This window comes from Nitrobacter sp. 62-13, assembly GCF_001896955.1.
GTDB lineage: Bacteria > Pseudomonadota > Alphaproteobacteria > Rhizobiales > Xanthobacteraceae > Nitrobacter.
Genome location: NZ_MKRN01000084.1, coordinates 1 through 20,064, shown reverse-complemented (window position 1 = coordinate 20,064; position 20,064 = coordinate 1). Strand labels below are relative to the sequence as shown.

At 63.2% G+C, this 20,064-nt stretch carries 23 protein-coding genes; 13 read left to right on the top strand and 10 right to left on the bottom strand.

The window, feature by feature from the left end:
• Nucleotides 1-37: 37 nt before the first annotated feature.
• Complete coding sequence (locus BGN91_RS07915) at nucleotides 38-427, bottom strand: hypothetical protein (protein ID WP_292612052.1); 390 nt, start codon at nucleotides 425-427, stop codon at nucleotides 38-40.
• Between the two features lies 1 nt (nucleotide 428).
• On the opposite strand from BGN91_RS07915, the gene BGN91_RS07910 reads away from it, so the two are divergent.
• Nucleotides 429-656, top strand: coding sequence for a hypothetical protein (locus tag BGN91_RS07910; protein WP_292612051.1), 228 nt, complete (start codon nucleotides 429-431; stop codon nucleotides 654-656).
• 127 nt (nucleotides 657-783) lie between these two features.
• Here the strand turns inward: BGN91_RS07910 and BGN91_RS07905 are convergent, their stop codons facing one another.
• Entirely contained in the window at nucleotides 784-1,080 is a 297-nt protein-coding gene (locus tag BGN91_RS07905) for a hypothetical protein (RefSeq protein ID WP_292612049.1), read from the bottom strand.
• A gap of 42 nt (nucleotides 1,081-1,122) precedes the next feature.
• Between BGN91_RS07905 and BGN91_RS07900 the strand changes: the two genes are divergently transcribed.
• Nucleotides 1,123-1,482 (top strand): hypothetical protein, encoded by a 360-nt coding sequence (locus BGN91_RS07900; protein WP_292612048.1) that lies wholly within the window; start codon nucleotides 1,123-1,125, stop codon nucleotides 1,480-1,482.
• Nucleotides 1,483-1,706: 224 nt separating this feature from the next.
• Here BGN91_RS07900 and BGN91_RS07895 read toward each other — a convergent pair whose 3' ends face one another.
• Nucleotides 1,707-2,030 (bottom strand): hypothetical protein, encoded by a 324-nt coding sequence (locus BGN91_RS07895; RefSeq protein ID WP_292612046.1) that lies wholly within the window; start codon nucleotides 2,028-2,030, stop codon nucleotides 1,707-1,709.
• Nucleotides 2,031-2,169: 139 nt separating this feature from the next.
• On the opposite strand from BGN91_RS07895, the gene BGN91_RS07890 reads away from it, so the two are divergent.
• Both BGN91_RS07890 and leuD read left to right on the top strand, forming a co-directional pair.
• Nucleotides 2,170-2,571, top strand: a complete 402-nt coding sequence (locus BGN91_RS07890; RefSeq protein ID WP_292612044.1) for a metallopeptidase family protein — start codon at nucleotides 2,170-2,172, stop codon at nucleotides 2,569-2,571.
• Between the two features lie 66 nt (nucleotides 2,572-2,637).
• Nucleotides 2,638-3,243 (top strand): 3-isopropylmalate dehydratase small subunit, encoded by a 606-nt coding sequence (gene leuD / locus BGN91_RS07885; RefSeq protein WP_292612042.1) that lies wholly within the window; start codon nucleotides 2,638-2,640, stop codon nucleotides 3,241-3,243.
• Between the two features lie 90 nt (nucleotides 3,244-3,333).
• Here leuD and BGN91_RS07880 read toward each other — a convergent pair whose 3' ends face one another.
• A complete protein-coding gene (locus BGN91_RS07880) occupies nucleotides 3,334-4,368 on the bottom strand; it encodes an aspartate-semialdehyde dehydrogenase (protein ID WP_292612040.1) in 1,035 nt (344 codons plus the stop codon).
• 515 nt (nucleotides 4,369-4,883) lie between these two features.
• Here BGN91_RS07880 and BGN91_RS07875 point away from each other — a divergent pair.
• Nucleotides 4,884-5,276, top strand: a complete 393-nt coding sequence (locus tag BGN91_RS07875) for a hypothetical protein (RefSeq protein ID WP_292612038.1) — start codon at nucleotides 4,884-4,886, stop codon at nucleotides 5,274-5,276.
• Nucleotides 5,277-5,396: 120 nt separating this feature from the next.
• Here the strand turns inward: BGN91_RS07875 and leuB are convergent, their stop codons facing one another.
• Nucleotides 5,397-6,509 carry a 3-isopropylmalate dehydrogenase gene (gene leuB / locus BGN91_RS07870; protein WP_292612036.1) on the bottom strand — a complete coding sequence of 371 codons (1,113 nt, stop codon included), beginning with the start codon at nucleotides 6,507-6,509 and terminating at the stop codon, nucleotides 5,397-5,399.
• A gap of 229 nt (nucleotides 6,510-6,738) precedes the next feature.
• Here leuB and BGN91_RS07865 point away from each other — a divergent pair, with 229 nt between their 5' ends.
• Nucleotides 6,739-7,950 (top strand): YbfB/YjiJ family MFS transporter, encoded by a 1,212-nt coding sequence (locus BGN91_RS07865; protein WP_292612035.1) that lies wholly within the window; start codon nucleotides 6,739-6,741, stop codon nucleotides 7,948-7,950.
• Here the strand turns inward: BGN91_RS07865 and BGN91_RS07860 are convergent.
• The 3 genes from BGN91_RS07860 to BGN91_RS07850 all read right to left on the bottom strand — a co-directional run bounded on the left by BGN91_RS07860 (nucleotide 7,940) and on the right by BGN91_RS07850 (nucleotide 10,078).
• Nucleotides 7,940-8,449, bottom strand: a complete 510-nt coding sequence (locus BGN91_RS07860; RefSeq protein ID WP_292612034.1) for a superoxide dismutase family protein — start codon at nucleotides 8,447-8,449, stop codon at nucleotides 7,940-7,942. The two genes, BGN91_RS07865 and BGN91_RS07860, sit on opposite strands and share 11 nt — an antisense overlap.
• Before the next feature lie 93 nt (nucleotides 8,450-8,542).
• The gene (locus BGN91_RS07855; protein ID WP_292612032.1) at nucleotides 8,543-9,328 is read right to left on the bottom strand and encodes a molybdopterin-dependent oxidoreductase; all 786 of its coding nucleotides are present in this window, start codon (nucleotides 9,326-9,328) and stop codon (nucleotides 8,543-8,545) included.
• A gap of 120 nt (nucleotides 9,329-9,448) precedes the next feature.
• Nucleotides 9,449-10,078, bottom strand: coding sequence for a cytochrome b/b6 domain-containing protein (locus BGN91_RS07850; protein WP_292612031.1), 630 nt, complete (start codon nucleotides 10,076-10,078; stop codon nucleotides 9,449-9,451).
• A 154-nt stretch (nucleotides 10,079-10,232) separates the two neighbouring features.
• Between BGN91_RS07850 and BGN91_RS07845 the strand changes: the two genes are divergently transcribed.
• From BGN91_RS07845 to BGN91_RS07825, 5 genes are all read left to right on the top strand, one after another.
• Nucleotides 10,233-11,747: a malonyl-CoA synthase gene (locus tag BGN91_RS07845; protein WP_292612029.1), complete on the top strand. Its 1,515-nt coding sequence runs from the start codon at nucleotides 10,233-10,235 to the stop codon at nucleotides 11,745-11,747.
• 220 nt (nucleotides 11,748-11,967) lie between these two features.
• Nucleotides 11,968-12,366 carry a succinate dehydrogenase, cytochrome b556 subunit gene (gene sdhC, locus BGN91_RS07840; RefSeq protein WP_292612027.1) on the top strand — a complete coding sequence of 133 codons (399 nt, stop codon included), beginning with the start codon at nucleotides 11,968-11,970 and terminating at the stop codon, nucleotides 12,364-12,366.
• Nucleotides 12,367-12,395: 29 nt separating this feature from the next.
• A complete protein-coding gene (gene sdhD / locus BGN91_RS07835; RefSeq protein ID WP_292612073.1) occupies nucleotides 12,396-12,770 on the top strand; it encodes a succinate dehydrogenase, hydrophobic membrane anchor protein in 375 nt (124 codons plus the stop codon).
• Nucleotides 12,771-12,773: 3 nt separating this feature from the next.
• Nucleotides 12,774-14,597 (top strand): succinate dehydrogenase flavoprotein subunit, encoded by a 1,824-nt coding sequence (gene sdhA / locus BGN91_RS07830; protein ID WP_292612025.1) that lies wholly within the window; start codon nucleotides 12,774-12,776, stop codon nucleotides 14,595-14,597.
• Between the two features lie 173 nt (nucleotides 14,598-14,770).
• A complete protein-coding gene (locus BGN91_RS07825; protein ID WP_292612023.1) occupies nucleotides 14,771-15,553 on the top strand; it encodes a succinate dehydrogenase iron-sulfur subunit in 783 nt (260 codons plus the stop codon).
• A gap of 29 nt (nucleotides 15,554-15,582) precedes the next feature.
• Here the strand turns inward: BGN91_RS07825 and BGN91_RS07820 are convergent, their stop codons facing one another.
• Nucleotides 15,583-16,008, bottom strand: a complete 426-nt coding sequence (locus BGN91_RS07820; RefSeq protein ID WP_292612022.1) for a CAP domain-containing protein — start codon at nucleotides 16,006-16,008, stop codon at nucleotides 15,583-15,585.
• Between the two features lie 178 nt (nucleotides 16,009-16,186).
• Between BGN91_RS07820 and BGN91_RS07815 the strand changes: the two genes are divergently transcribed.
• Nucleotides 16,187-16,438: a hypothetical protein gene (locus BGN91_RS07815; RefSeq protein WP_292612020.1), complete on the top strand. Its 252-nt coding sequence runs from the start codon at nucleotides 16,187-16,189 to the stop codon at nucleotides 16,436-16,438.
• 187 nt (nucleotides 16,439-16,625) lie between these two features.
• A complete protein-coding gene (locus tag BGN91_RS07810; RefSeq protein ID WP_292612018.1) occupies nucleotides 16,626-18,533 on the top strand; it encodes an OmpA family protein in 1,908 nt (635 codons plus the stop codon).
• Between the two features lie 290 nt (nucleotides 18,534-18,823).
• Here BGN91_RS07810 and BGN91_RS07805 read toward each other — a convergent pair whose 3' ends face one another.
• Complete coding sequence (locus BGN91_RS07805) at nucleotides 18,824-20,053, bottom strand: argininosuccinate synthase (RefSeq protein WP_292612071.1); 1,230 nt, start codon at nucleotides 20,051-20,053, stop codon at nucleotides 18,824-18,826.
• Nucleotides 20,054-20,064 lie beyond the last annotated feature (11 nt).

The window sequence follows — 20,064 nt, the reverse complement described above, 5'->3', positions numbered from 1 at the left end:
GTCGCACAACGCAGAATCGACCGACGACGACGCACGATCAGCCGATCGACGCGCCATCAACAAGGATGCGATGAAGAATCCATCCTTGCTCGACTGATGGGTTGCCTTTGCCGGAAAATTCCGTCAGTCGTAACGACGTAATGAAAAAAGCCAAGACCAAAGTCCCTGCCCGCAAGGCGGCGAAAACGGCGCGCCCGTCCACCAAAGCGAAGGCATCGGTAAAGGCGACCACAAGAATGCGTCCTAAAACGCCCGCAAAGCCAGCGACCGCGAAGAGCAAGGTCGCGAAGCCGACGGCGGCTGTGAAGAGCAGCAGCAAGACCGCGCCGTGCACGGACGAAAAGCCGGCGTCGACCGCACCACGCAAGGCTCTCACTCTTCCCCCGAAACCGGCTGCCGCCATCACCGCGCCGATTCCGGCGACCACGGTGGCACCTCCGACTCCAGCCGCGACGGCGCCCAAACCGGCATCCAGCCCGCAGCGCGCCGACGTGCCGCCCGAAACCGGCTTCACCCTATTGGTCGATGGGCATTTCAAAAATCAATTCGAAAGCCTGTCGCAAGCGAAGCAAGCCGCCACCGACTTGAAGTCCCGTTTTCCGATGTTGCGAATCGCGATCTACGACGCGGCGAACAAGGCGCGGCTGCCGATCTGAGCGACATCGCTGCGCCGGCGCGCAGGCGTCGCGACATATGAAGCGATCCGCACTGCAATCCTTCCGACTTACAGAACCGCAAAGTCGTGGTCTTGAGAGCGATGGACCTCAGGCCCGCCGCCAGCTCTCACCAGGACGGATCGAGGCCGTAACCGAAGCCGAACGGAAAGAACGGCGCCGGTCCCTGCGGCACGTAGTAAGTTGGCCTTTCGTAATAATGCCGGCCGCGCACGTAAACGCGCGGGCGATAGTGCCGATGGCGATGACTTCGCCCGGAGCGCCGAGCCGCGCTTACGTCGGTCGCCGCGGCGGACCGTGTTGCGGCCATTCCCGATCCGATGGCCGCCTCCGCACGGTCGACAGCCGCCGTCCAGGACAGCGTCATGATCATCACCGCGAGGCTCACGCCGAAATACATCTTCATGGCAATTTTTCCTATGGCGTTTCCGCGCGCGTGCTTCTGACCATGTCCGTTGATTATATCGGCGCCATCTCGAAAAAACAGGCCCGCAATGCGGACCTGTTTGATGGCGGGGAAGGGATACGCCGGTCAGATTCAGCGCCAGTGACGATGATGATGGTGATGCTGATGCTGATGCCAGTGGCGATGATGGCGATGCGGCCGCCAATAGTGGTGATGATGATGGTGAGGTCTCCAGTGACGGTGGTAGTGATGATGATGATGCCCCCACTGCACTTCGGTGGTCAGCCTGCCGGCGTCGCCCTGCGTGCCCACGGCGATCCCTGGACTGACCGGCGTTGCCGCCTGCGCCTGCTGCGCGGGGGCCGCGACAACCAGAAGTGCGCCAAGGGCGGCAAATCCTAGAATTTTCTTCAAATGCATGTGGACCTCCATGGAAGAGAACAAGTAACGACAGCGGCGCCAGATGGTTCCATCTCGCCGCGATGCGAACGACAAAACTGGAAGCAGCGACCTGAATGCCGCGTGAATGAGCGCGCGATGGTGAGCGGTGACAATGCGCCGCACGCCTTGCCGCACCCGATCGTTGCAAACGGATAGAGGAAGCCGAACGTGCCCGCGCGGCACCCTCAGCCCTGGCGCCAATAACAGTTCATCCGCGGAACGATCACCGCACCGCTCGGCCGAAACTCCTGCACATAATGAGCGGTGCAGTGGCGCACGGCATCAGCGCCCGGATTGTAGCTCGGATAAACGCCGCGCTCGTCCTCGCGATAGATGCGCACGCGTGGCCGGCGCTCGCGCGCCTGGGCCGATAGGTCGGTTGTCACGGCACGTTCGGCGGTCAGCGCCGTTTGCGCCTCGGCGCGGTCTTCAAACAGAATCGTACCCGGCAGCAGAAGCAGAAGTATTCCCACGCCCGTCAGCCCCACCGCTGTCATCCTGACGTCCATCGCAGCGCCCCGGTTTTCGTGTTCGCAGCCAACGGTCTCCGATTGCCGCCCCCGCGTCAACCGTCACACCGCCCGCATCTTAAAAACCGGATCTTAAAAAACGGTGCCCCACGGGCCAAACACGGGGTAAACAGACAGCATGTGGAGGTCCGCCAAAGCCCCCTCGCTGGCTGACATGGAAGTCATGGCGCACGACACCTTCGCGCGCCTGCCCGAGCGTTTCCGGCGTCTGTGCGAGGGCCTCATCATTCGCGTCGAGGATTTCCCGACCGACGAGGTGCTCGACGAGATGAAGGCCGACAGCGAATACGACCTGCTGGGGCTGTTCCAGGGCACGGGCCTGCCGTTCCAGAGCCACGACGACATGGCCAGGCTGCCCAATCTGATCTGGCTCTACCGCCGCCCCATCATCGACTACTGGGCCGAGCATGACGAAACGCTCGCTCACATCATCAGCCATGTGCTGATCCACGAAATCGGTCACCACTTCGGGCTGTCCGATGCCGACATCGAGGCGATCGAGGCGCAGGCAGCAGGGTAGTTCAGGATTGGACCTTGGATCGAGGCCGGGATCGGGATAGAACGGCTGCTTACGAGGAACCCTGTCATGGACAAGTTCACAACGCTGGAAGGCGTCGCGGCGCCGCTGAAGATCATCAATGTCGACACCGACATGATCATTCCGAAGCAGTACCTGAAAACCATCAAGCGCACCGGCCTTGGCAAGGGGCTTTTCTCGGAGCAACGCTACAGGGAAGACGGCTCGGAGAATCCGGACTTTGTTCTCAACAGGCCGGCCTATCGAAACGCCAAAATCCTGGTCGCCGGCGACAATTTCGGCTGCGGCTCGTCGCGCGAGCACGCGCCGTGGGCGCTGCTGGATTTCGGCATTCGCTGCGTGATCTCGACCTCGTTCGGCGACATCTTCTACAACAACTGCTTCAAGAACGGCATTCTGCCGATCCGGGTGTCTCAGGCCGACCTCGACAAGCTGTTCGACGACGCCGAGCGCGGCGCCAACGCAACGCTGACCATCGATCTCGCCAATCAGGAAATCCGTGGCCCCGACGGCGGCAAGGCGACATTCGAGATCGATCCGTTCCGCAAGCACTGCCTGCTGAACGGCCTCGACGACATCGGGCTGACGATGGAAAAGAAGACGGCAATCGACAGCTACGAGGACAGGGCGAAGCGCGAGCGCGCCTGGGCCTGAGGGCTTTCGTCCCCCCGACGGCTTGGGGCGCGCCACCTATGGGCGCACCCGAACGAGGCGGAGACTTGCTCGCCTAAAGCGCTGTAACCGTCAGGCGGCTTTCTGCTTGGCGCTGATCAGCTTGCGATTGATCAGGCACTCGGCGATCTGCACCGCGTTCAGCGCCGCGCCCTTGCGAAGGTTGTCCGACACGCACCACAGTTGCAGGCCGTTCTCCACCGTCGCATCCTCGCGGATGCGGCTGATATAGGTGGCGTCCTCGCCGGCCGATTCGTACGGCGTGACGTAGCCGCCCGGCTCGTGCTTGTCGATCACAAGACAACCCGGCGCGTTGCGCAGGATGCTGCGGGCTTCATCCGGCGTGATCGGCTTTTCGAACTCGATACTGACGGCTTCCGAATGGCCGATGAACACCGGCACGCGCACGCAGGTCGCGGTCAGCTTGATTTTGGGATCAAGAATCTTCTTGGTCTCCGCCATCATCTTCCATTCTTCCTTGGTGTAGCCGTCCTCCATGAACACGTCGATCTCGGGGATGACGTTGAAGGCGATACGCTTCGGGAACTTCTTGGCGACGAGTTCGCTCGCGGTGTAGACCGCCTTGGTCTGGGCGAACAATTCGTCCATGGCATCCTTGCCGGCGCCTGACACGGACTGATAGGTCGCGACCACGACGCGCTTGATGACGGCCTTGTCGTGCAGCGGCTTCAGCGCGACCACGAGTTGCGCGGTCGAGCAGTTCGGATTGGCGATGATGTTCTTCTTGGCAAAGCCGGCCACCGCGTCGGCGTTGACCTCGGGCACGACCAGCGGCACGTCCGGGTCCATCCGCCAGGTCGACGAGTTGTCGATGACGATGGCGCCCGCCGCTCCGATCTTCGGCGACCATTCCTTCGACACGGCGCCGCCTGCCGACATCAGGCAGATGTCGACGTCGCTGAAGTCGTGATTTTCCAGCGCTTTGACTTTGAGGGTTTTGTCGCCGTAGGACACTTCGGTGCCGACGCTGCGGCGCGAGGCCAGCGCCACCACCTCGTCAGCGGGGAATTTCCGCTCGTCCAGAATGTTGAGCATTTCACGCCCGACATTGCCGGTCGCTCCGACCAGCGCGACTTTGTAACCCATCGTTCACTCTCCGAAGAAATCGCCTTCCCGGGTCGCCTGCGCACGAAACGAGGAAAGACGTTGCGCTTCTATGCGAGAAACGCCGTCAAGACAACGCCGGAACCGGATCCCGGCGTGACCGATTCGTCGGCCGGCGCAGTCTGTCGAAATCCGGTGGGCTTTGCGCGGCTTCGCCGTCATCGGCGCGGGATGAATCTATCCGCCCGTGCAGCTCACGATACATGGCCTCGTCCGAGACGATATCAACCGGTCTCGGGAATAGCATCGATGGAGGGGATAGCATATTGAAAACAATCGCTTATGGTCACACCGGCCTGGGATGACCGGTCCGCCTTGCGGCGCGACGGCATGGTCTCAGGTCCGGTCCTGGGCCGGAGCTCGAACCGATGACGCGTCGGAGCGAAGCAACATTTCCTCATTACCTGCATTATTCTCGCAAGGTGTGGCTCAATTGGCCTTGTGGCGTCCGGCCGCCGGACGATAAAAAGGCGGTCACTTGGATCGATGAGGATACGATGACTGTGAAATTCCCCGCCGCGACCCGGGCTGCGAGAACCATCGCGCTGTTGCTTGCGGCGGCTGCCTTCGTTGTGGTCGGCCTCGGCACCACCGACGCAAGCGCAGCGAAGCGCCGGCACCAGGTTCGCAGCGACGCTTACGGTCCGACAGGGCCCAATGTGTCGTACCAGTCCGGCCCACGCACCCGCGTCTACATCTCCAAGCGCTCGTGGCTGGACGCGGGCACCGAAGTGCTGCCCGGCGAACGCAAGTTCAGCGACTATGCCTTTCCGCCGGACATCGGCTATCCCTCGTTCGCCCGCGAAAACCTGAACCGGCCGATCGACCGGCAGCCGCTCAGCCCGCCGTCCGATCTCGGCGGATACCCGACGGCGTTTCCGCTGTACTGAGCTTGGTCCCGGCAATTTTAAGAAAAATGCCCGGCACGACCGGGCATTTTTGTTGAGCGACGCTTTTCCACGATCGTCCCCGCGCGGGCTCCCTGCCAAGGGATGACGCCGGGTCGGCGCTCAGGCATGCAGCGCCTGAAGCTCCTTCACGATCGCCTCGCCCATCTGCGAGGTGCTGACCACGGTCGAACCTTCGGATTTCAGGTCGGCCGTGCGCAGGCCTTTGGCGAGCACCGCCGCGATCGCGGCATCGAGCTTGTCCGCGAGTTCGCCCATGTCGAAGGAATAGCGCAGCGCCATCCCGAACGACGCCAGCATCGCGATCGGATTGGCCGCGCCCTGCCCCGCGATATCGGGCGCAGAGCCGTGCACCGGCTCGTAAAGCGCACGGCGCTTTTTGGTGTTCGCATCGATGTCGCCGAGCGAAGCCGACGGCAGCATGCCGAGCGAGCCGGTCAGCATCGCCGCGATGTCGGAAAGCATGTCGCCGAACAGGTTGTCGGTGACGATCACGTCGAACTGCTTGGGGCGTCGCACGAGCTGCATGCCGCCGGAATCCGCGAGCTGATGCTCGAGAGTAACGTCGGGGTATTCGCGTTTGTGAACCGCGCCGACGACCTCCTTCCACAATACGCCCGACTTCATGACGTTGTTCTTCTCCATCGACGTCACCTTGTTGCGGCGCTTGCGCGCGAGATCGAAGGCGACGCGGGCGATCCGCTCGATCTCGTAGGTGTCGTAGACCTGGGTATCGACGGCGCGCTTCTGGCCATTGCCGAGATCGGTGATGGTTTTCGGCTCGCCGAAATAGACCCCGCCGGTCAGTTCGCGCACGATCATGATGTCGAGGCCCTCGACGATATCCGGCTTGAGACTCGAGGATTCCGCGAGCGCCGGATAGCAGATCGCCGGACGCAGATTGGCGTAGAGCGCGAGGTCCTTGCGCAGCCGCAACAGTCCGGCTTCCGGCCGCACCTCGTAAGGCACCGAATCCCACTTCGGGCCGCCGACCGCGCCGAACAGCACGGCGTCTGCGGCGAGCGCCCTCGCCATGGTGGCGTCAGTGATGCTGACCTTGTCGGCATCGTATGAGGCTCCGCCGACCAGCCCGTCCTCGGTTTCGAATCTGGCGATGCCCTGCGCGTCCAGCCAGCCGATCAGCCGTTTCACCTCCGCCATCACCTCTGGGCCGATGCCGTCGCCGGGCAGGAGAAGCAGCTTGTAGGTCGCCATGACAAAGTCCTTGCGAGATGACTGCGTCACTCCAGGCGCCGGGCGCGAGCGCGGCGATCCGGAATCCAAGCCTGATGTCAGATATGGATTCCGGGTTCGCGCCTTCGGCACGCCCCGGAATGACAGAAATGCCGATTGCTAGGACGGCGTTGCGCCGTTGGCAAGACGCCTTTGCGCCAATTGCCCGGCCCTCCGAAGCTGCCACAATGCACGCCGCCGGAGGTTTTCGTTGAACGCACCAGACCGACCAACAGCGGACGCGAACCCCGCGCGGCTGATTTTCATCCTGTCGCTTGCGGCCACCGTCGGCCTCGGCCTGGGCCGATTCGCCTATTCGCTGGTGCTGCCGGACATGCGCGACAGCCTCGGCTGGTCCTATTCGGCGGCCGGCTTCATGAATACGATCAATGCGGCCGGCTACCTCGCCGGCGCGCTGATCGCGGCCTCGGTCGCGAAGCGCTTCGGAACCGCGGCGAGCACACGCTGGTCGACGGCGGTCGCCGCCGTCTCATTGGCGCTCTGCGCCCTGACGGGAAACTTCATCGTTCTCAGCTTCGCCCGATTGATCGTCGGAATCGCCGCAGCGATCGGATTCGTCGCCGGCGGAACGCTGGCAACAACGATCGCGCAATCGCAGCCGGCGCGATCGAACTTCCTGATCAGCCTGTTCTACATCGGCCCCGGCATCGGCATTCTCTCGTCGGGTCTCGTCGCGCCGTTCGTGCTGCAATATTTCGGGCCCGGATCATGGTGGATCGTGTGGTGGGCGATGGCCGCGCTGGCTTTTGTGATGACGGCGCCGATGTTCGTCGCACGCTTCGATAGCGCGGCAGGCGGGCCGCAAACGGCACGGGGAGGCTTCGCGATTGGTCCCGCCATCATCTTCCTCGCAGGCTACTTCCTGTTCGGCGCCGGCTACATCGCCTATATGACATTCATGATCGCCTATGTCCGCGACGGGGGCGGCGGCGCGCTGGCGCAAAGCGCGTTCTGGAGCCTGATCGGCCTGAGCACGCTTGCTACTCCGTGGATCTGGCGACGCACCTTCGGCCTCGACCGCGGCGGTCTCAGCATGGCCATCGTCCTCTGCGTCAACGCCATCGGCGCGGCGCTGCCGTTGCTGGGCCATACGCCGCTCTTGCTTGGATTGTCGGCGCTGGTGTTCGGCGTGTCGTTTTTCGCGGTGGTGACATCGACCACCGCATTCGTGCGCTTCAACTATCCGCCCGCGGCATGGCCCACGGCAATCGCGGCAATGACCATATCCTTCGGCATCGGGCAGACGGTCGGACCTGTCATGGTCGGCGCGATCACCGACGCCATGGGCAGCCTGTCCTACGCGCTCAACGTCTCCGCGGCGATGCTCGCGGTCGGCGCGGTCCTGTCCGCGTTCCAGCGACGACTGCCGCGTCCCGCGCCGCGCGGCGACTCTACTGGATGACGCCGCAGGCGATGCGGCCGCCGGCCTCGCCGGTCGGGTCGGTCTTGTAATCGTCCGCCGCCGCGTGGATGACAATGGCGGTGCCGTCCGGCTTCAGGACCGAATTCGGCTTGTCCTTGTCGAGCGTGATTGCGGTATTGACCACTTCGAATTTCAATTCGCCCGAGGCGGGCACGACGAGGTTCGGCATGTCGCCAGCGTGATGACCATCGGCCGCCATCATGCCATGCTTCTTGTTGCCGGGATTGAAGTGGCCGCCCGCCGACGTGAACGGCGGCTCGCACTTGCCGGCCGCGTGAATGTGAAATGCGTGATCGCCCGGCGGCAGGCCTTTCAGGGCAGCCTTGAGCAGAACCCCGTCATCGGTCTGCGTCAATTCGACACTGCCGACATCGGCGCCCTGGGCGTTTTTCAGCAGAGCCTTGGCGGAATTGGCCGAAGCGCCGGTCACGGTCAGGACAAGGAGCGTCGTTGTCGCACACAGAATACGAGCGATCATGGAAAACCTCCGGCTATGCAATCAGGGCTTCGAATCTAGCGGGTGTCGTTGCGACCCACCTATAGCAGCCGGAAATGGCAGCGGCCAGTCGCGTCAGATGCCGCTAAAGGAATTATAACCTTGGTCCTCCCAATAGCCGCCCTTGTAGTCGTTGGTGACTTCCATCGAGACCACGTATTTTGGATTTTTGAACCCGAGCTTGGTCGGAACCCGGATCTTCATCGGATAACCGTACTTGCGCGGCAGGATTTCGCCGTCGAACTTGAAGGTCATCTGGGTCTGCGGATGCAGCGCGGTCGCCATGTCCAGCGGGCTGTTGTAGCCGTCGACATCCGCGCACTGGAACCAGCAATATTTTGCACGGGTGTCCGCGCCGACCAGTTTGAGGAAATCGCGCAACGGCGTCCCGCTCCAGCTTCCGATCGCGCTCCATCCCTCGACGCAGACGTGCCGCGTGATCTGCGTGACCTCGGGCAGCTTGTAGAGTTCGTCGAGCGTCCATGATTTCTTGTTGTCGACGAGGCCGCGCACCTCGAACGTGTAGTCCTCGCCGTCGAGGTCGGGCGCTTCATCCTCGGAATAATAGCCGTTGAACGGAAACGGCCGCGTGATGTCGGCTTCCGTATAGGTCGGCGCCAGCGTGTTCGGGTTGAAGATCGCGGCCTGCACCTTGTCATTGAACTTTGAAATCTGCACGAGCAGCTTCTCCGCCGAGAAGCTGTCCGATACGTCGCACCCGGTCAGCAAGGTCAATGCGCCGAGGCTGGCGCCGCCGGCGATGAAACGGCGGCGCGCCGGATCAGGCAGCAATTTCGCGGCGTCCTTGACCAGAAGCCGCTTGTCGACGCCCGGGATCAGAAGCGAACGGAGACGGCGCATGGCTAACTCTCCTGGACCATTTTCCGGCTAACTGAAACCCGTCAGCCGCGAGCAATAACTTCAATCAATAACTTGCGCGTATTCTGATCGCAAAACCGGAATCCACTCTCGGAATAGGCGCTAGCGGCCGGCAACCATCGCGCGCAGGCTTTTTGGCACCAGCAGCGCGAGCGCGACATGCACGACGAGAAACGCCACGATCAGCGCCATGCAGGTGAAATGCACATAGCGCGCGAAATCGTAGCCGCCGAACACGGCCGTCAGCCACTGAAACTGGACCGGCTTCCAGATCGAGAGGCCCGACAGCACCACCACGATCCCGACAAGGATGATGGCGGCGTACAACAGCTTCTGCACCTGATTATATCTCGACAGATCGTCATGGGACAGCTTGCCTGTCAGCGCCGCCTTGGCATCGGCCGCAACGCCGGATGGAGTGATCGGCCATAGCTTGCGGCGGAAACGCCCGGTGGCGAGCCCGAGAACGAGATAGACCAGGCCGTTGACCACCAACAGCCACATCGCCGCGAAATGCCACAGCAGCGCGCCAGCAAGCCAGCCGCCGAGCGTGATCGAACGCGAGAAGGTGAAGTCGAACAGCGGCGAGGCATTGTAGATCTGCCAGCCCGACATGATCATGACGATCATCGCCACGGCATTGATCCAGTGGACGACGCGCACCCATGCCGGCTGAATAATTCCCACGGGAGGAGAGACGGTGCGGTCATCGTTGGCTGAAATGCTTGTCATGAAAAATCCACGTCCATCGAACGTCGGAGACGCGTGAGAAAGGTCCGTAGATATTGTATGCCGGTATTTGTTTCGACAACGCCGAATATCACCCGGATCGGCGTCACAAATTAGCGATCAGGCCGTCGGGATCAGAGCCAGCAGGAACTCCGCCATGAACGCCAACCTGTTTTCGCGCCTGTTCGACGATCTCGACGACGCAGACCGGCTCGCGATCGAAACGCAGGACGGCCGCCGCGTCACCTATGGCGATCTGATCGCGTTTTCGGGACGGCTGGCCAACGTGCTGGCGGCAAGCGGGGTCAGGCCCGGCGACCGCGTCGCCGTGCAGGTCGAAAAGTCGGTGCCTGGTCTCGCGCTCTATCTCGCGGCGTTGCGCGCCGGGGCGGTCTATCTGCCGCTCAACCCGGCCTACACCCTCAACGAGCTCGACTATTTCATCACCGACGCCGCGCCGGCGGTGGTGGTCTGCGATCCCCTGAAAGCGGAGGGCGTTAAAATAATAGCGGCGAAGGTCGGCGCCGGGGTGGAGACGCTCGGCGCCGGCGGCAACGGATCGTTGACGGAGGCCGCCATGGCGGCAAGGCCCGAATTCATCACGGTCGCGCGGGCCCAGGATGACCTTGCGGCCATTCTCTACACCTCGGGCACGACGGGACGCTCCAAAGGCACGATGCTGACCCACGACAATCTGGCGTCGAACGCGTCCAGTCTCGTCGACTGCTGGCGATTCACCGACAAGGACGTGCTGATCCACGCGCTGCCGATCTATCATACCCACGGGCTGTTCGTGGCGAGCAACGTCACGCTGCTGGCGCGCGCATCGATGATCTTTCTGCCGAAATTCGATGCCGACATCGTCATCGGACTGATGGCGCGCGCCACGGTGCTGATGGGAGTGCCGACGTTCTACACACGCCTGCTGCAAAATCCGGCGCTGACGCATGAATCGACCAGCCACATGCGGCTGTTCATCTCCGGCTCGGCGCCGCTGCTCGCCGAAACCCACCGCGAATGGTCGGCCCGCACCGGTCACGCCGTGCTGGAACGCTATGGCATGACCGAGACAGGCATGAATACGTCAAACCCCTATGACGGCGATCGCGTCCCCGGCGCGGTGGGACTTCCGCTGCCCGGCGTCTCCGTTCGCGTCACCGATCCGGAAACCGGAACGGAACTGCCGCGCGAGGCTATCGGCATGATCGAGGTCAAGGGCCCGAACGTGTTCAAGGGCTACTGGCGGATGCCGGAGAAGACCCGTGCCGAATTCCGCGGCGACGGCTTCTTCATCACGGGCGACCTCGGCAAGATGGACGAGCAGGATTACGTGCACATCCTCGGGCGCAGCACGGACCTCGTGATCACGGGCGGCCTCAACGTTTATCCGAAAGAAGTCGAGAGCGAGATCGACGCGCTGCCAGGCGTGGTCGAGAGCGCCGTCATGGGCGTGCCGCACCCGGATTTCGGCGAGGGCATCACTGCCGTCGTGGTCTGCGACAAAGGCGCCGATATTACCGAAGCCGAGGTGCTTGACGCGCTCAAAGACCGACTGGCCAAATTCAAGATGCCGAAACGCGTGATTTTTGTCGATGAACTGCCGCGCAACGCCATGGGCAAGGTGCAGAAGAATATCCTGCGCGTCACTTATGCCGACATCTATAGTCCATGAGAGAAGCTAGCCCGCGGCAGCCATGAATCGCACTTCAGGGATTCTGGCCGCCCGCCTGGTATGTTAAGAGAATGTGAATGCCCTAATCCTGAACCGCCGTTCGCAAATGGCGATTTCAGCGTTGCGCAGGTTGTTTTGACCCCATAAGTATATGAGCAGAATTGCTTGTCGCGGATCCCAATCGGGTGGCGCCGCGCGCCCGCAACCAGCGAAGGCATCGATGACTATCAGAATCGAACGTCCGCTTTCGCCGCACCTGCAGATTTACCGCTGGACCCTGACGATGGCACTATCCATCGTCCATCGCGCGACCGGCGTGGCGCTTTATTTCGGGACGCTGCTGCTGGTCTGGTGGTTGATCGCGGTGTCGTCCGGGCCGGGCGCTTACGCCGCGGTCCAGTCCTTCACCGCGAGCTGGATCGGCCGGTTGATTGCATTCGGATACACCTGGGCGCTGATGCACCATATGCTGAGCGGCGTTCGCCACCTCGTCTGGGACCTCGGTTATGGGTTCAAGCCGGCCGAGCGTGAATGGCTCACCCGGGCGGCGCTGATCGGCGGCATCCTGCTCACGGTGCTGCTGTGGATCGTCGCCTATGCGATCGGTGGCGGACGATGAGCATGCAGCCGCTGTCCGGTCCGAAGTCAATGCGGACTCCGCTGGGACGGGTTCGCAACCTCGGCGCGTCCCATACCGGGACCAAGGACTTCTGGCGGCAGCGCGTGACAGCGGTCGCAATGATTTTGCTGATCGTGCCGATGGTCGTGGTCATGATGATCCTGCTTGGTCGCAACCAGGCCGGGGCGGCGCAGATTCTCGGTTCCCCGCCGATCGCCATCATCATGCTGCTGTTCGTCGTCGCCAGCATCTGGCATATGAAGATCGGAATGCAGGTGATCATCGAAGACTACGTGCACGACGAGAAGACGAAACTGGCGTCGATCATGGCTAACAACTTCTTCTCCGTCACCCTGGCGCTGGCCGCCGCTTATGCCATCTTCAAACTGTCATCCGGAGTGTAGTTCATGGCCGGAAACGGCAGTGCAGCACCCGCCGCCAACGGCAGGGCCTACCCGATCGAAGACCATACTTATGACATCGTCGTCGTCGGCGCCGGCGGGGCCGGTCTGCGGGCCGTCGTGGGTTGCGGCCAGGCCGGTCTGCGCACTGCGTGCATCACCAAGGTCTTTCCCACCCGCTCGCACACCGTGGCAGCGCAGGGCGGCATCTCCGCCTCGCTCGGCAACATGCACAAGGACGACTGGCGCTGGCACATGTACGATACCGTCAAGGGATCGGACTGGCTCGGCGATCAGGACTGCATCGAGTACATGGTGCGTAACGCGCCGGAAGCTGTCTACGAACTCGAGCACTGGGGCGTGCCGTTCTCGCGCACCGAAGACGGCAAGATCTACCAGCGCCCCTTCGGCGGCATGACCATCGACTACGGCAAGAGCCAGGCCCAGCGCACTTGCGCCGCCGCCGACCGCACCGGCCATGCGATGCTGCACACGATGTACGGCCAAGCGCTGCGCCACGCTGCGGAGTTCTTCATCGAGTACTTCGCCATCGACCTCATCATGGACGATCAGGGCGTCTGCCGCGGCGTGATCGCGCTCAAGCTCGACGACGGCACGCTGCACCGCTTCCGCGCCCAGACCACGATTCTCGCCACCGGCGGCTATGGCCGCGCCTATGCCTCATGCACCTCGGCGCATATCTGCACCGGCGACGGCGGCGGCATGGCGCTGCGCGCAGGGCTGCCGCTGCAGGATATGGAGTTCGTCCAGTTCCACCCGACCGGCATCTACGGTTCAGGCTGCCTCGTCACCGAAGGGGCGCGCGGCGAAGGCGGTTACCTCGTCAACGCCGAAGGCGAGAGATTCATGGAGCGCTATGCGCCATCCGCCAAGGACCTTGCCTCGCGCGATGTCGTCTCGCGCGCGATGACGATCGAAATCCGCGAAGGCCGCGGCGTCGGCAAGAAGAAAGACCATATCTTCCTGCACCTCGACCATCTCGACCCGAAGGTGCTGCACGAGCGGCTGCCGGGCATCTCGGAATCGGTGAAGATCTTCGCCGGCGTCGACGTCACCCGCGAACCGATCCCGATCCTGCCGACCGTGCACTACAACATGGGCGGCATCCCCACCAATTTCCACGGTGAAGTGGTCACCAAGAAGAGCGGCAACGACAACGCGGTCGTGCCCGGCCTGATGGCGGTGGGCGAAGCCGCCTGCGTTTCCGTGCATGGCGCCAATCGCCTCGGCTCCAACTCGTTGATCGATCTCGTGGTGTTCGGCCGCGCCGCCGCACAGCGCTGCGCCGAGAAACTCACCGCAAATGCCGAGCAGCCCGACCTGCCCGCGAATTCCAGCGAGATGGCCCTCGGCCGCCTCGACAAGTTCCGTTATGCCTCGGGCGGCACGCCGACCGCCAGACTGCGCGAGAGCATGCAGCGGGTGATGCAGGCCAACTGCGCCGTTTTCCGCACCCGCGAGGTTCTGACGGAAGGTCAGAAGCTGATCCACAAGGTTTATGACGGGATCACCGATGTCGCCGTATCCGATCGCTCGCTGGTGTGGAACACGGACCTGATAGAGACGATGGAATACGACAATCTCATCTCCCAGGCGGTGGTGACGATGGATTGCGCCGCCAACCGGACCGAAAGCCGCGGCGCCCATGCGCGCGAGGATTATCCCAACCGCGACGATCAGAACTGGATGAAGCATTCGTTGGCGCGGCTGGGCGAGCGCGGCGTCACCACGATCGACTACCGTCCAGTTCACGACTACACGATGACAAACGACGTTCAGTACATTCCGCCGAAGGCGCGGGTATATTGAGAGACAGACTTTGAGACGGAATTTTCACGGCCCGTCAGTCCCGGACGCGAGCAGAAGCAAGCGAACCCGGAATCCATGGACCGGATGATAAAGCATGGATTCCGTGTCTGCATCCGGCCGGCTAGAGCCGCCCGGAACGCATTCCGGAATGACGAAAAGGTGGGATCAGACCGATGGTTAAATTCGCGCTCCCGAGAAACTCAAAGGTCACCGGCGGCAAGACCTGGCCGAAACCGGAAGGCGCGACAGAAACGCGCGAATTCAAGGTCTATCGCTGGAACCCGGATGACGACAACAATCCGAGCGTCGACACCTTTTATGTCGACGTCAACGAATGCGGCCCGAGGGTGCTCGATGGTCTGATCTGGATCAAGGACCACATCGATCCGACACTGACCTTCCGCCGCTCCTGCCGAGAAGGCGTGTGCGGCTCCTGCGCCATGAACATCAACGGACAGAATACGCTGGCCTGCACCAAATCGATGCACGACATCGCCGCCGATGCGGTGAAGATCAATCCGCTGCCGCACCAGCCAGTGGTGAAGGACCTGGTGCCGGATCTGACAAACTTTTACGCGCAATACGCCTCGATCGAGCCGTGGCTGAAGACCACCACGCCGACCCCGCAAAAGGAATGGCGGCAGAGCCGCGAGGAGCGCGAAAAGCTCGACGGCCTCTACGAATGCATCCTGTGCGCCTGCTGCTCGACATCATGCCCGAGCTACTGGTGGAACAGCGACCGCTTTCTCGGCCCCGCCGCTCTGCTGCAGGCGGCGCGATGGGTCAGCGATTCGCGCGACGAAGCCACCGGCGAACGTCTCGACTATCTCGAGGATCCGTTCCGGCTCTATCGTTGCCACACCATCCTGAATTGCACCAAGGCCTGCCCGAAGAATCTGAATCCATCGGAAGCCATCGCCATGCTGAAGCTGAAGCTGGTCGAGCGGCAGGTCTGATCTGGCGCGACAACGACCCGCACACTGCCTCAATCCGTGATCACCATGGCCCAGAAGCGCCGATAGGGCGATGACGGCTTCGCGACCGACGCGACGCCGACACGTCGCGCGCCCGGCAACTGAAGATTGGCGCGATGGCCGCTGCTCTCGGCCCATTGCCTGATGGTTTCGGCGCAGGTGAGAAAACCGGCCGCGACATTCTCGGCCGCCAGCCGGCGATGAACCGGCGCGATCCGGACGAAGAAATTGCCATTGACGTTATGGCTGACCGTTTCAGCCCGGGCCATCGCTGCGGCCTGTTGTCGCGCGATCCGATCGAGTGCTGCATCGGCGCGAACGGCTGACAGTCCATGCGCGCGACGATAGGCGCTGATCGCGGATGCGCAGCCCGCATGAGCCGCGCTGTTCGTCATCATGGCCAACGCCGCGACAGCAGCCAGTGAAACGGTTCTCATGCGAAGCACCTCACATCAGGCTCCTTGTGCGCAACATCCGGTCCGCGACGCCCGGCTGCTGCTGCGGAACATCACGCCATATGAACCGTTAGGATCGCAAGAGCCCCCCTGATCCTCGAAGATCATGGAACGGTGATCAAGGCCTGCTGAACGTCGGCCTCGGAATGGAGACAAAGCAATGGGTGATCAACCGACGGAAGTGCCGCCCGTCAAGCCGGGCCGTCCGACGGAGCCACCACGTGAAGATCCGCCGGGCCGTCCGCAGCCTGGTCCCGATGTGCCACCGCCGATGCACGAACCGGACTCGCCCGCGCCGCCGCGAGAATTGCCGGGCAATATGCCGGAGGAATCGCCGCCACAGGCTCCCCCGACTCCGCCCGCACAACCGCCTGCAACCGATGTGTTCAGTAACGACGCACGCTGCGGGTGATGCGCGATGTGAATGCGACCTGAATTGCGCATGCTTTTCATCGCGCGCAACCGAAAATAAATCGGTCCTCACTGCGGATCGCCGCCACATTACAGCCTTATCGCTATCTGTTGATCACGCTCCCGTCACCGTCGGCTGGGCAGGCTTCGTGCCCGTTGCCGAAATTCTTGTTGGGATAAAGATTGTCATGACGAATTTTCGCCTGATGCTGCTGGCCACGTCGGCTCTCACTGTCGCGTCGTTGACGCCGCCGCCGTCACATGCGCAATCCGCGACGGTCCAACTCGCGCAGGCTTCGGCGCCCGCCGAACAGAGCGACGGCGAGGGACGACGGAAACGGCCGCCCCCGAACGCCGCGCCAACTCATCAAGCCCCTTCCGGCGCTCCGGCGCGACCCGCTGCACCACCTCATGCAGAACCGCAAAGGACGGCGCCGCCGCCACCCGCTGCTGCTCGCCCTGCTCCGCCACAGCCTCCGCATGTCGCCCCGCCAGCGGCGGAACGGCCGAGGCCAGTGACGCCTCCGCCGCACGCAACGCCTCCAGCCGCGCCGCGAGCCGCACCTGCGCCGCAGCCGGTAACGCCTCCAGCGGCCCCGAAGCCGCCTGCTCCGCCAGCCACTGCGCAGCCCCCGTCGCCATCAAAAAGCGCACCGCCTCCGGCCGCGACGAAATCCGCCCCGACGCCTGCTCCGACCGCGCAGCCACACGCCACACCGCCGTCAACGCCGCCTGCCAATGCTGAGCCGGGCGCGGCCAGGCGCGGCGAAGGAGGCCGCGGTGGACCGGGCCGCGAGCATACCGGCCCCGGTGGTCGCGGAGGCCCACCGAGCGGGACAGCGCCAGCGCAGACGACCCCGACGCCCAACACGGTCGCGCCAACGACCCCGACGTCACCCCGCGCGGCCCCGGCTGCGCCATCTGCGCCGGCGAGTTCGACCACGACAACCTCGCCGCGTGGCGCGGCTGCGCCGAACGGGACCAAGGCCGAACCTCCGCCCTCCGCTCCCGGCGGCCAGACCGCGCTGCCGCCCGGCGCACCGGTCGCCCGTCACGGGCCACCCACCGTCACAGCACCTCTGCCGCCACCGCCGTCGAGCGCGCAGGACCTGAGACCGATCGCGCCTAACGCAGCAAAGCAGGGGCCGCGCAACATCGATGCGTTCCGCGCCGAGCGACGGCAGACCGAACAGGGCGGCCGCACCGTCATCACCGAGCCGGGCCGCGTCATCATTCGTGATCCGAGCGGGCAGTCTTTCATCCGGCACAACGAGGAAGATCGCTTCCGCTATGGCGCGCGCGATATCCGGCAGGAGCGCGTCGGCAACGACACCCGCACCGTGGTGGTGCGGCCGGACGGCACGCAGATCATCACGATCAATGACCGCGATGGCCGGATGCTGCGGCGAATTCGCCGCGATCAGCGCGGTCACGAAGTGATCATCATCGACAATAGCCGTGGCTATGGCGGCGTGGGGGCAGGCGTCGCCGCCGGCGTGGTGGCCGGAGCGATCGGAGGCTACTTCGTCTCGCTGCCGCCGCCGCGCATCAGAATTCCGCGCGACCGCTACATCGTCGAGGCCGAAGATGCGCCGCCGGAGGTGATCTACGATACGCTGCTGGCGCCGCCGGTAGAACCGATCGAGCGCGCCTATACGCTCGATGAAGTCCGTTACAGCCCGATGGTGCGCGCGCGGATGCCAAGCATCGATCTCGACACCATCAACTTCGAAACCGGATCATGGGACATCGCTCCCGATCAGGCGTCGAAACTGCGGGTGATCGCCGACGGCATCAACCGCGCGATCTCGCGCAATCCGAGCGAGGTGTTCCTGATCGAGGGCCACACCGATGCTGTGGGCAATGACGTCGACAACCTCTCGCTGTCGGACCGCCGCGCGCAATCCGCCGCCGAGTTGCTGACCCAGCAATTCCAGGTGCCGCCGGAGAACCTGGTGACGCAGGGCTATGGCGAGCAGAGCCTGAAGGTGCAGACCGACGGTCCGTCGCGGGAGAACCGACGCGTCACGGTGCGCCGCATCACGCCGCTCCTGAACGGCGGAACGGCCTCAGCCGCGCCGCCACCGCCGCGCTGATACGTGGCTCACGAACGCAAATGGCCGGGAGCGATCCCGGCCATTTTTGCTATACGATTATCTTTCCGCCGCTCTCAGAATTTGACCGATACGTGAAGCGATCGCCCGCGAAAGCGAACTCCCTCTCCCGTGGGGAGAGGGTTTCGACTTATCTATGGGGTATGCCCCCTCACCCGGATTGCTCGGCGACGCAGTCGCGCGCCAGAGCAATCCGACCTCTCCCCATGGGAGAGGTGAAGAGAATTGCCCAATCCATCTCGTAGTAGCAGATCCTATGTCCTGAGCTGCTGTTACAGCCCCAGCTTCTTCCTGCGCTGGCCGAGCGTGCGCAGCCGCAGCGCGTTGAGCTTGATGAACCCGGCCGCATCGCGATGATCGTAGGCCACCGCCCCTTCCTCGAAGGTGACGAGGTCCTGATCGTACAGCGAGTATTTGCTGTCACGGCCGACGAGGATGACGTTGCCCTTGTAGAGCTTGAGCCGCACCTGCCCGGTGACATATTGCTGGCTGTGATCGATCGCGGCCTGCAGCATTTCGCGCTCCGGCGAGAACCAGAAGCCGTTATAGATCAGCTCGGCATATTTCGGCATCAGCTCATCCTTCAGATGCGCCGCGCCGCGATCGAGCGTGATCTGCTCGATGCCGCGATGGGCGACGAGAAGAATGGTGCCGCCGGGCGTCTCATACATGCCGCGTGACTTCATGCCGACGAAACGGTTCTCGACGAGGTCGAGCCGGCCGATGCCGTTGGCGCGGCCGAGTTCGTTCAGCTTCGCGAGCAGGGTGGCGGGAGACATTTTCTTGCCGTCGATAGCGACGGCGTCGCCCTGCTCGAAATCGATGTTGATGTAGGTCGGCTGATCCGGCGCAGCCTGCGGATCGATGGTGCGCGAATACACGTAATCCGGCACTTCCCGCGCCGGATCTTCCAGTACCTTGCCCTCGCTGGATGCATGCAAAAGGTTGGCGTCGACCGAGAACGGGGCTTCACCGCGCTTGTCCTTGGCGATCGGGATCTGATGCTGCTCGGCGAATGCGATCAGTTGCTCCCGCGAGCGCAAATCCCACTCGCGCCACGGCGCGATGATGGTGATGTCGGGCTTCAGCGCGTAATAGCCGAGCTCGAAGCGAACCTGGTCGTTGCCCTTGCCGGTCGCGCCGTGCGCGACCGCATCGGCGCCGACCCTCTCGGCGATCTCGATCTGCTTTTTCGCAATCAGCGGCCGCGCGATCGAAGTGCCGAGCAAATACTGGCCCTCATAGACCGCATTGGCGCGAAACATCGGGAACACATAGTCGCGGACGAATTCCTCGCGCAAATCCTCGATGAAGATGTTCTCATCCTTGATGCCGAGCAACTGCGCCTTCTTGCGCGCCGGCTCAAGTTCCTCGCCCTGACCGAGATCGGCCGTAAAGGTCACAACCTCGGCGCCATAGGTGGTCTGCAACCATTTCAAGATAATCGAAGTGTCGAGCCCGCCCGAATAGGCGAGCACCACCTTCTTCACCTTCTTGCTCATGAAAATCCTGT

Excerpts from the sequence above, each read along its gene's own strand:
- BGN91_RS07905 (WP_292612049.1), bottom strand. The coding sequence starts at position 1,080 with ATGAAGATGTATTTCGGCGTGAGCCTCGCGGTGATGATCATGACGCTG.
- BGN91_RS07900 (WP_292612048.1), top strand. The coding sequence starts at position 1,123 with ATGTCCGTTGATTATATCGGCGCCATCTCGAAAAAACAGGCCCGCAAT.
- BGN91_RS07895 (WP_292612046.1), bottom strand. The coding sequence starts at position 2,030 with ATGGACGTCAGGATGACAGCGGTGGGGCTGACGGGCGTGGGAATACTT.
- BGN91_RS07890 (WP_292612044.1), top strand. The coding sequence starts at position 2,170 with ATGTGGAGGTCCGCCAAAGCCCCCTCGCTGGCTGACATGGAAGTCATG.
- leuD (WP_292612042.1), top strand. The coding sequence starts at position 2,638 with ATGGACAAGTTCACAACGCTGGAAGGCGTCGCGGCGCCGCTGAAGATC.
- BGN91_RS07880 (WP_292612040.1), bottom strand. The coding sequence starts at position 4,368 with ATGGGTTACAAAGTCGCGCTGGTCGGAGCGACCGGCAATGTCGGGCGT.
- BGN91_RS07875 (WP_292612038.1), top strand. The coding sequence starts at position 4,884 with ATGACTGTGAAATTCCCCGCCGCGACCCGGGCTGCGAGAACCATCGCG.
- leuB (WP_292612036.1), bottom strand. The coding sequence starts at position 6,509 with ATGGCGACCTACAAGCTGCTTCTCCTGCCCGGCGACGGCATCGGCCCA.
- BGN91_RS07860 (WP_292612034.1), bottom strand. The coding sequence starts at position 8,449 with ATGATCGCTCGTATTCTGTGTGCGACAACGACGCTCCTTGTCCTGACC.
- BGN91_RS07855 (WP_292612032.1), bottom strand. The coding sequence starts at position 9,328 with ATGCGCCGTCTCCGTTCGCTTCTGATCCCGGGCGTCGACAAGCGGCTT.
- BGN91_RS07850 (WP_292612031.1), bottom strand. The coding sequence starts at position 10,078 with ATGACAAGCATTTCAGCCAACGATGACCGCACCGTCTCTCCTCCCGTG.
- BGN91_RS07845 (WP_292612029.1), top strand. The coding sequence starts at position 10,233 with ATGAACGCCAACCTGTTTTCGCGCCTGTTCGACGATCTCGACGACGCA.
- sdhC (WP_292612027.1), top strand. The coding sequence starts at position 11,968 with ATGACTATCAGAATCGAACGTCCGCTTTCGCCGCACCTGCAGATTTAC.
- sdhD (WP_292612073.1), top strand. The coding sequence starts at position 12,396 with ATGCGGACTCCGCTGGGACGGGTTCGCAACCTCGGCGCGTCCCATACC.
- sdhA (WP_292612025.1), top strand. The coding sequence starts at position 12,774 with ATGGCCGGAAACGGCAGTGCAGCACCCGCCGCCAACGGCAGGGCCTAC.
- BGN91_RS07825 (WP_292612023.1), top strand. The coding sequence starts at position 14,771 with ATGGTTAAATTCGCGCTCCCGAGAAACTCAAAGGTCACCGGCGGCAAG.
- BGN91_RS07820 (WP_292612022.1), bottom strand. The coding sequence starts at position 16,008 with ATGAGAACCGTTTCACTGGCTGCTGTCGCGGCGTTGGCCATGATGACG.
- BGN91_RS07815 (WP_292612020.1), top strand. The coding sequence starts at position 16,187 with ATGGGTGATCAACCGACGGAAGTGCCGCCCGTCAAGCCGGGCCGTCCG.
- BGN91_RS07810 (WP_292612018.1), top strand. The coding sequence starts at position 16,626 with ATGACGAATTTTCGCCTGATGCTGCTGGCCACGTCGGCTCTCACTGTC.
- BGN91_RS07805 (WP_292612071.1), bottom strand. The coding sequence starts at position 20,053 with ATGAGCAAGAAGGTGAAGAAGGTGGTGCTCGCCTATTCGGGCGGGCTC.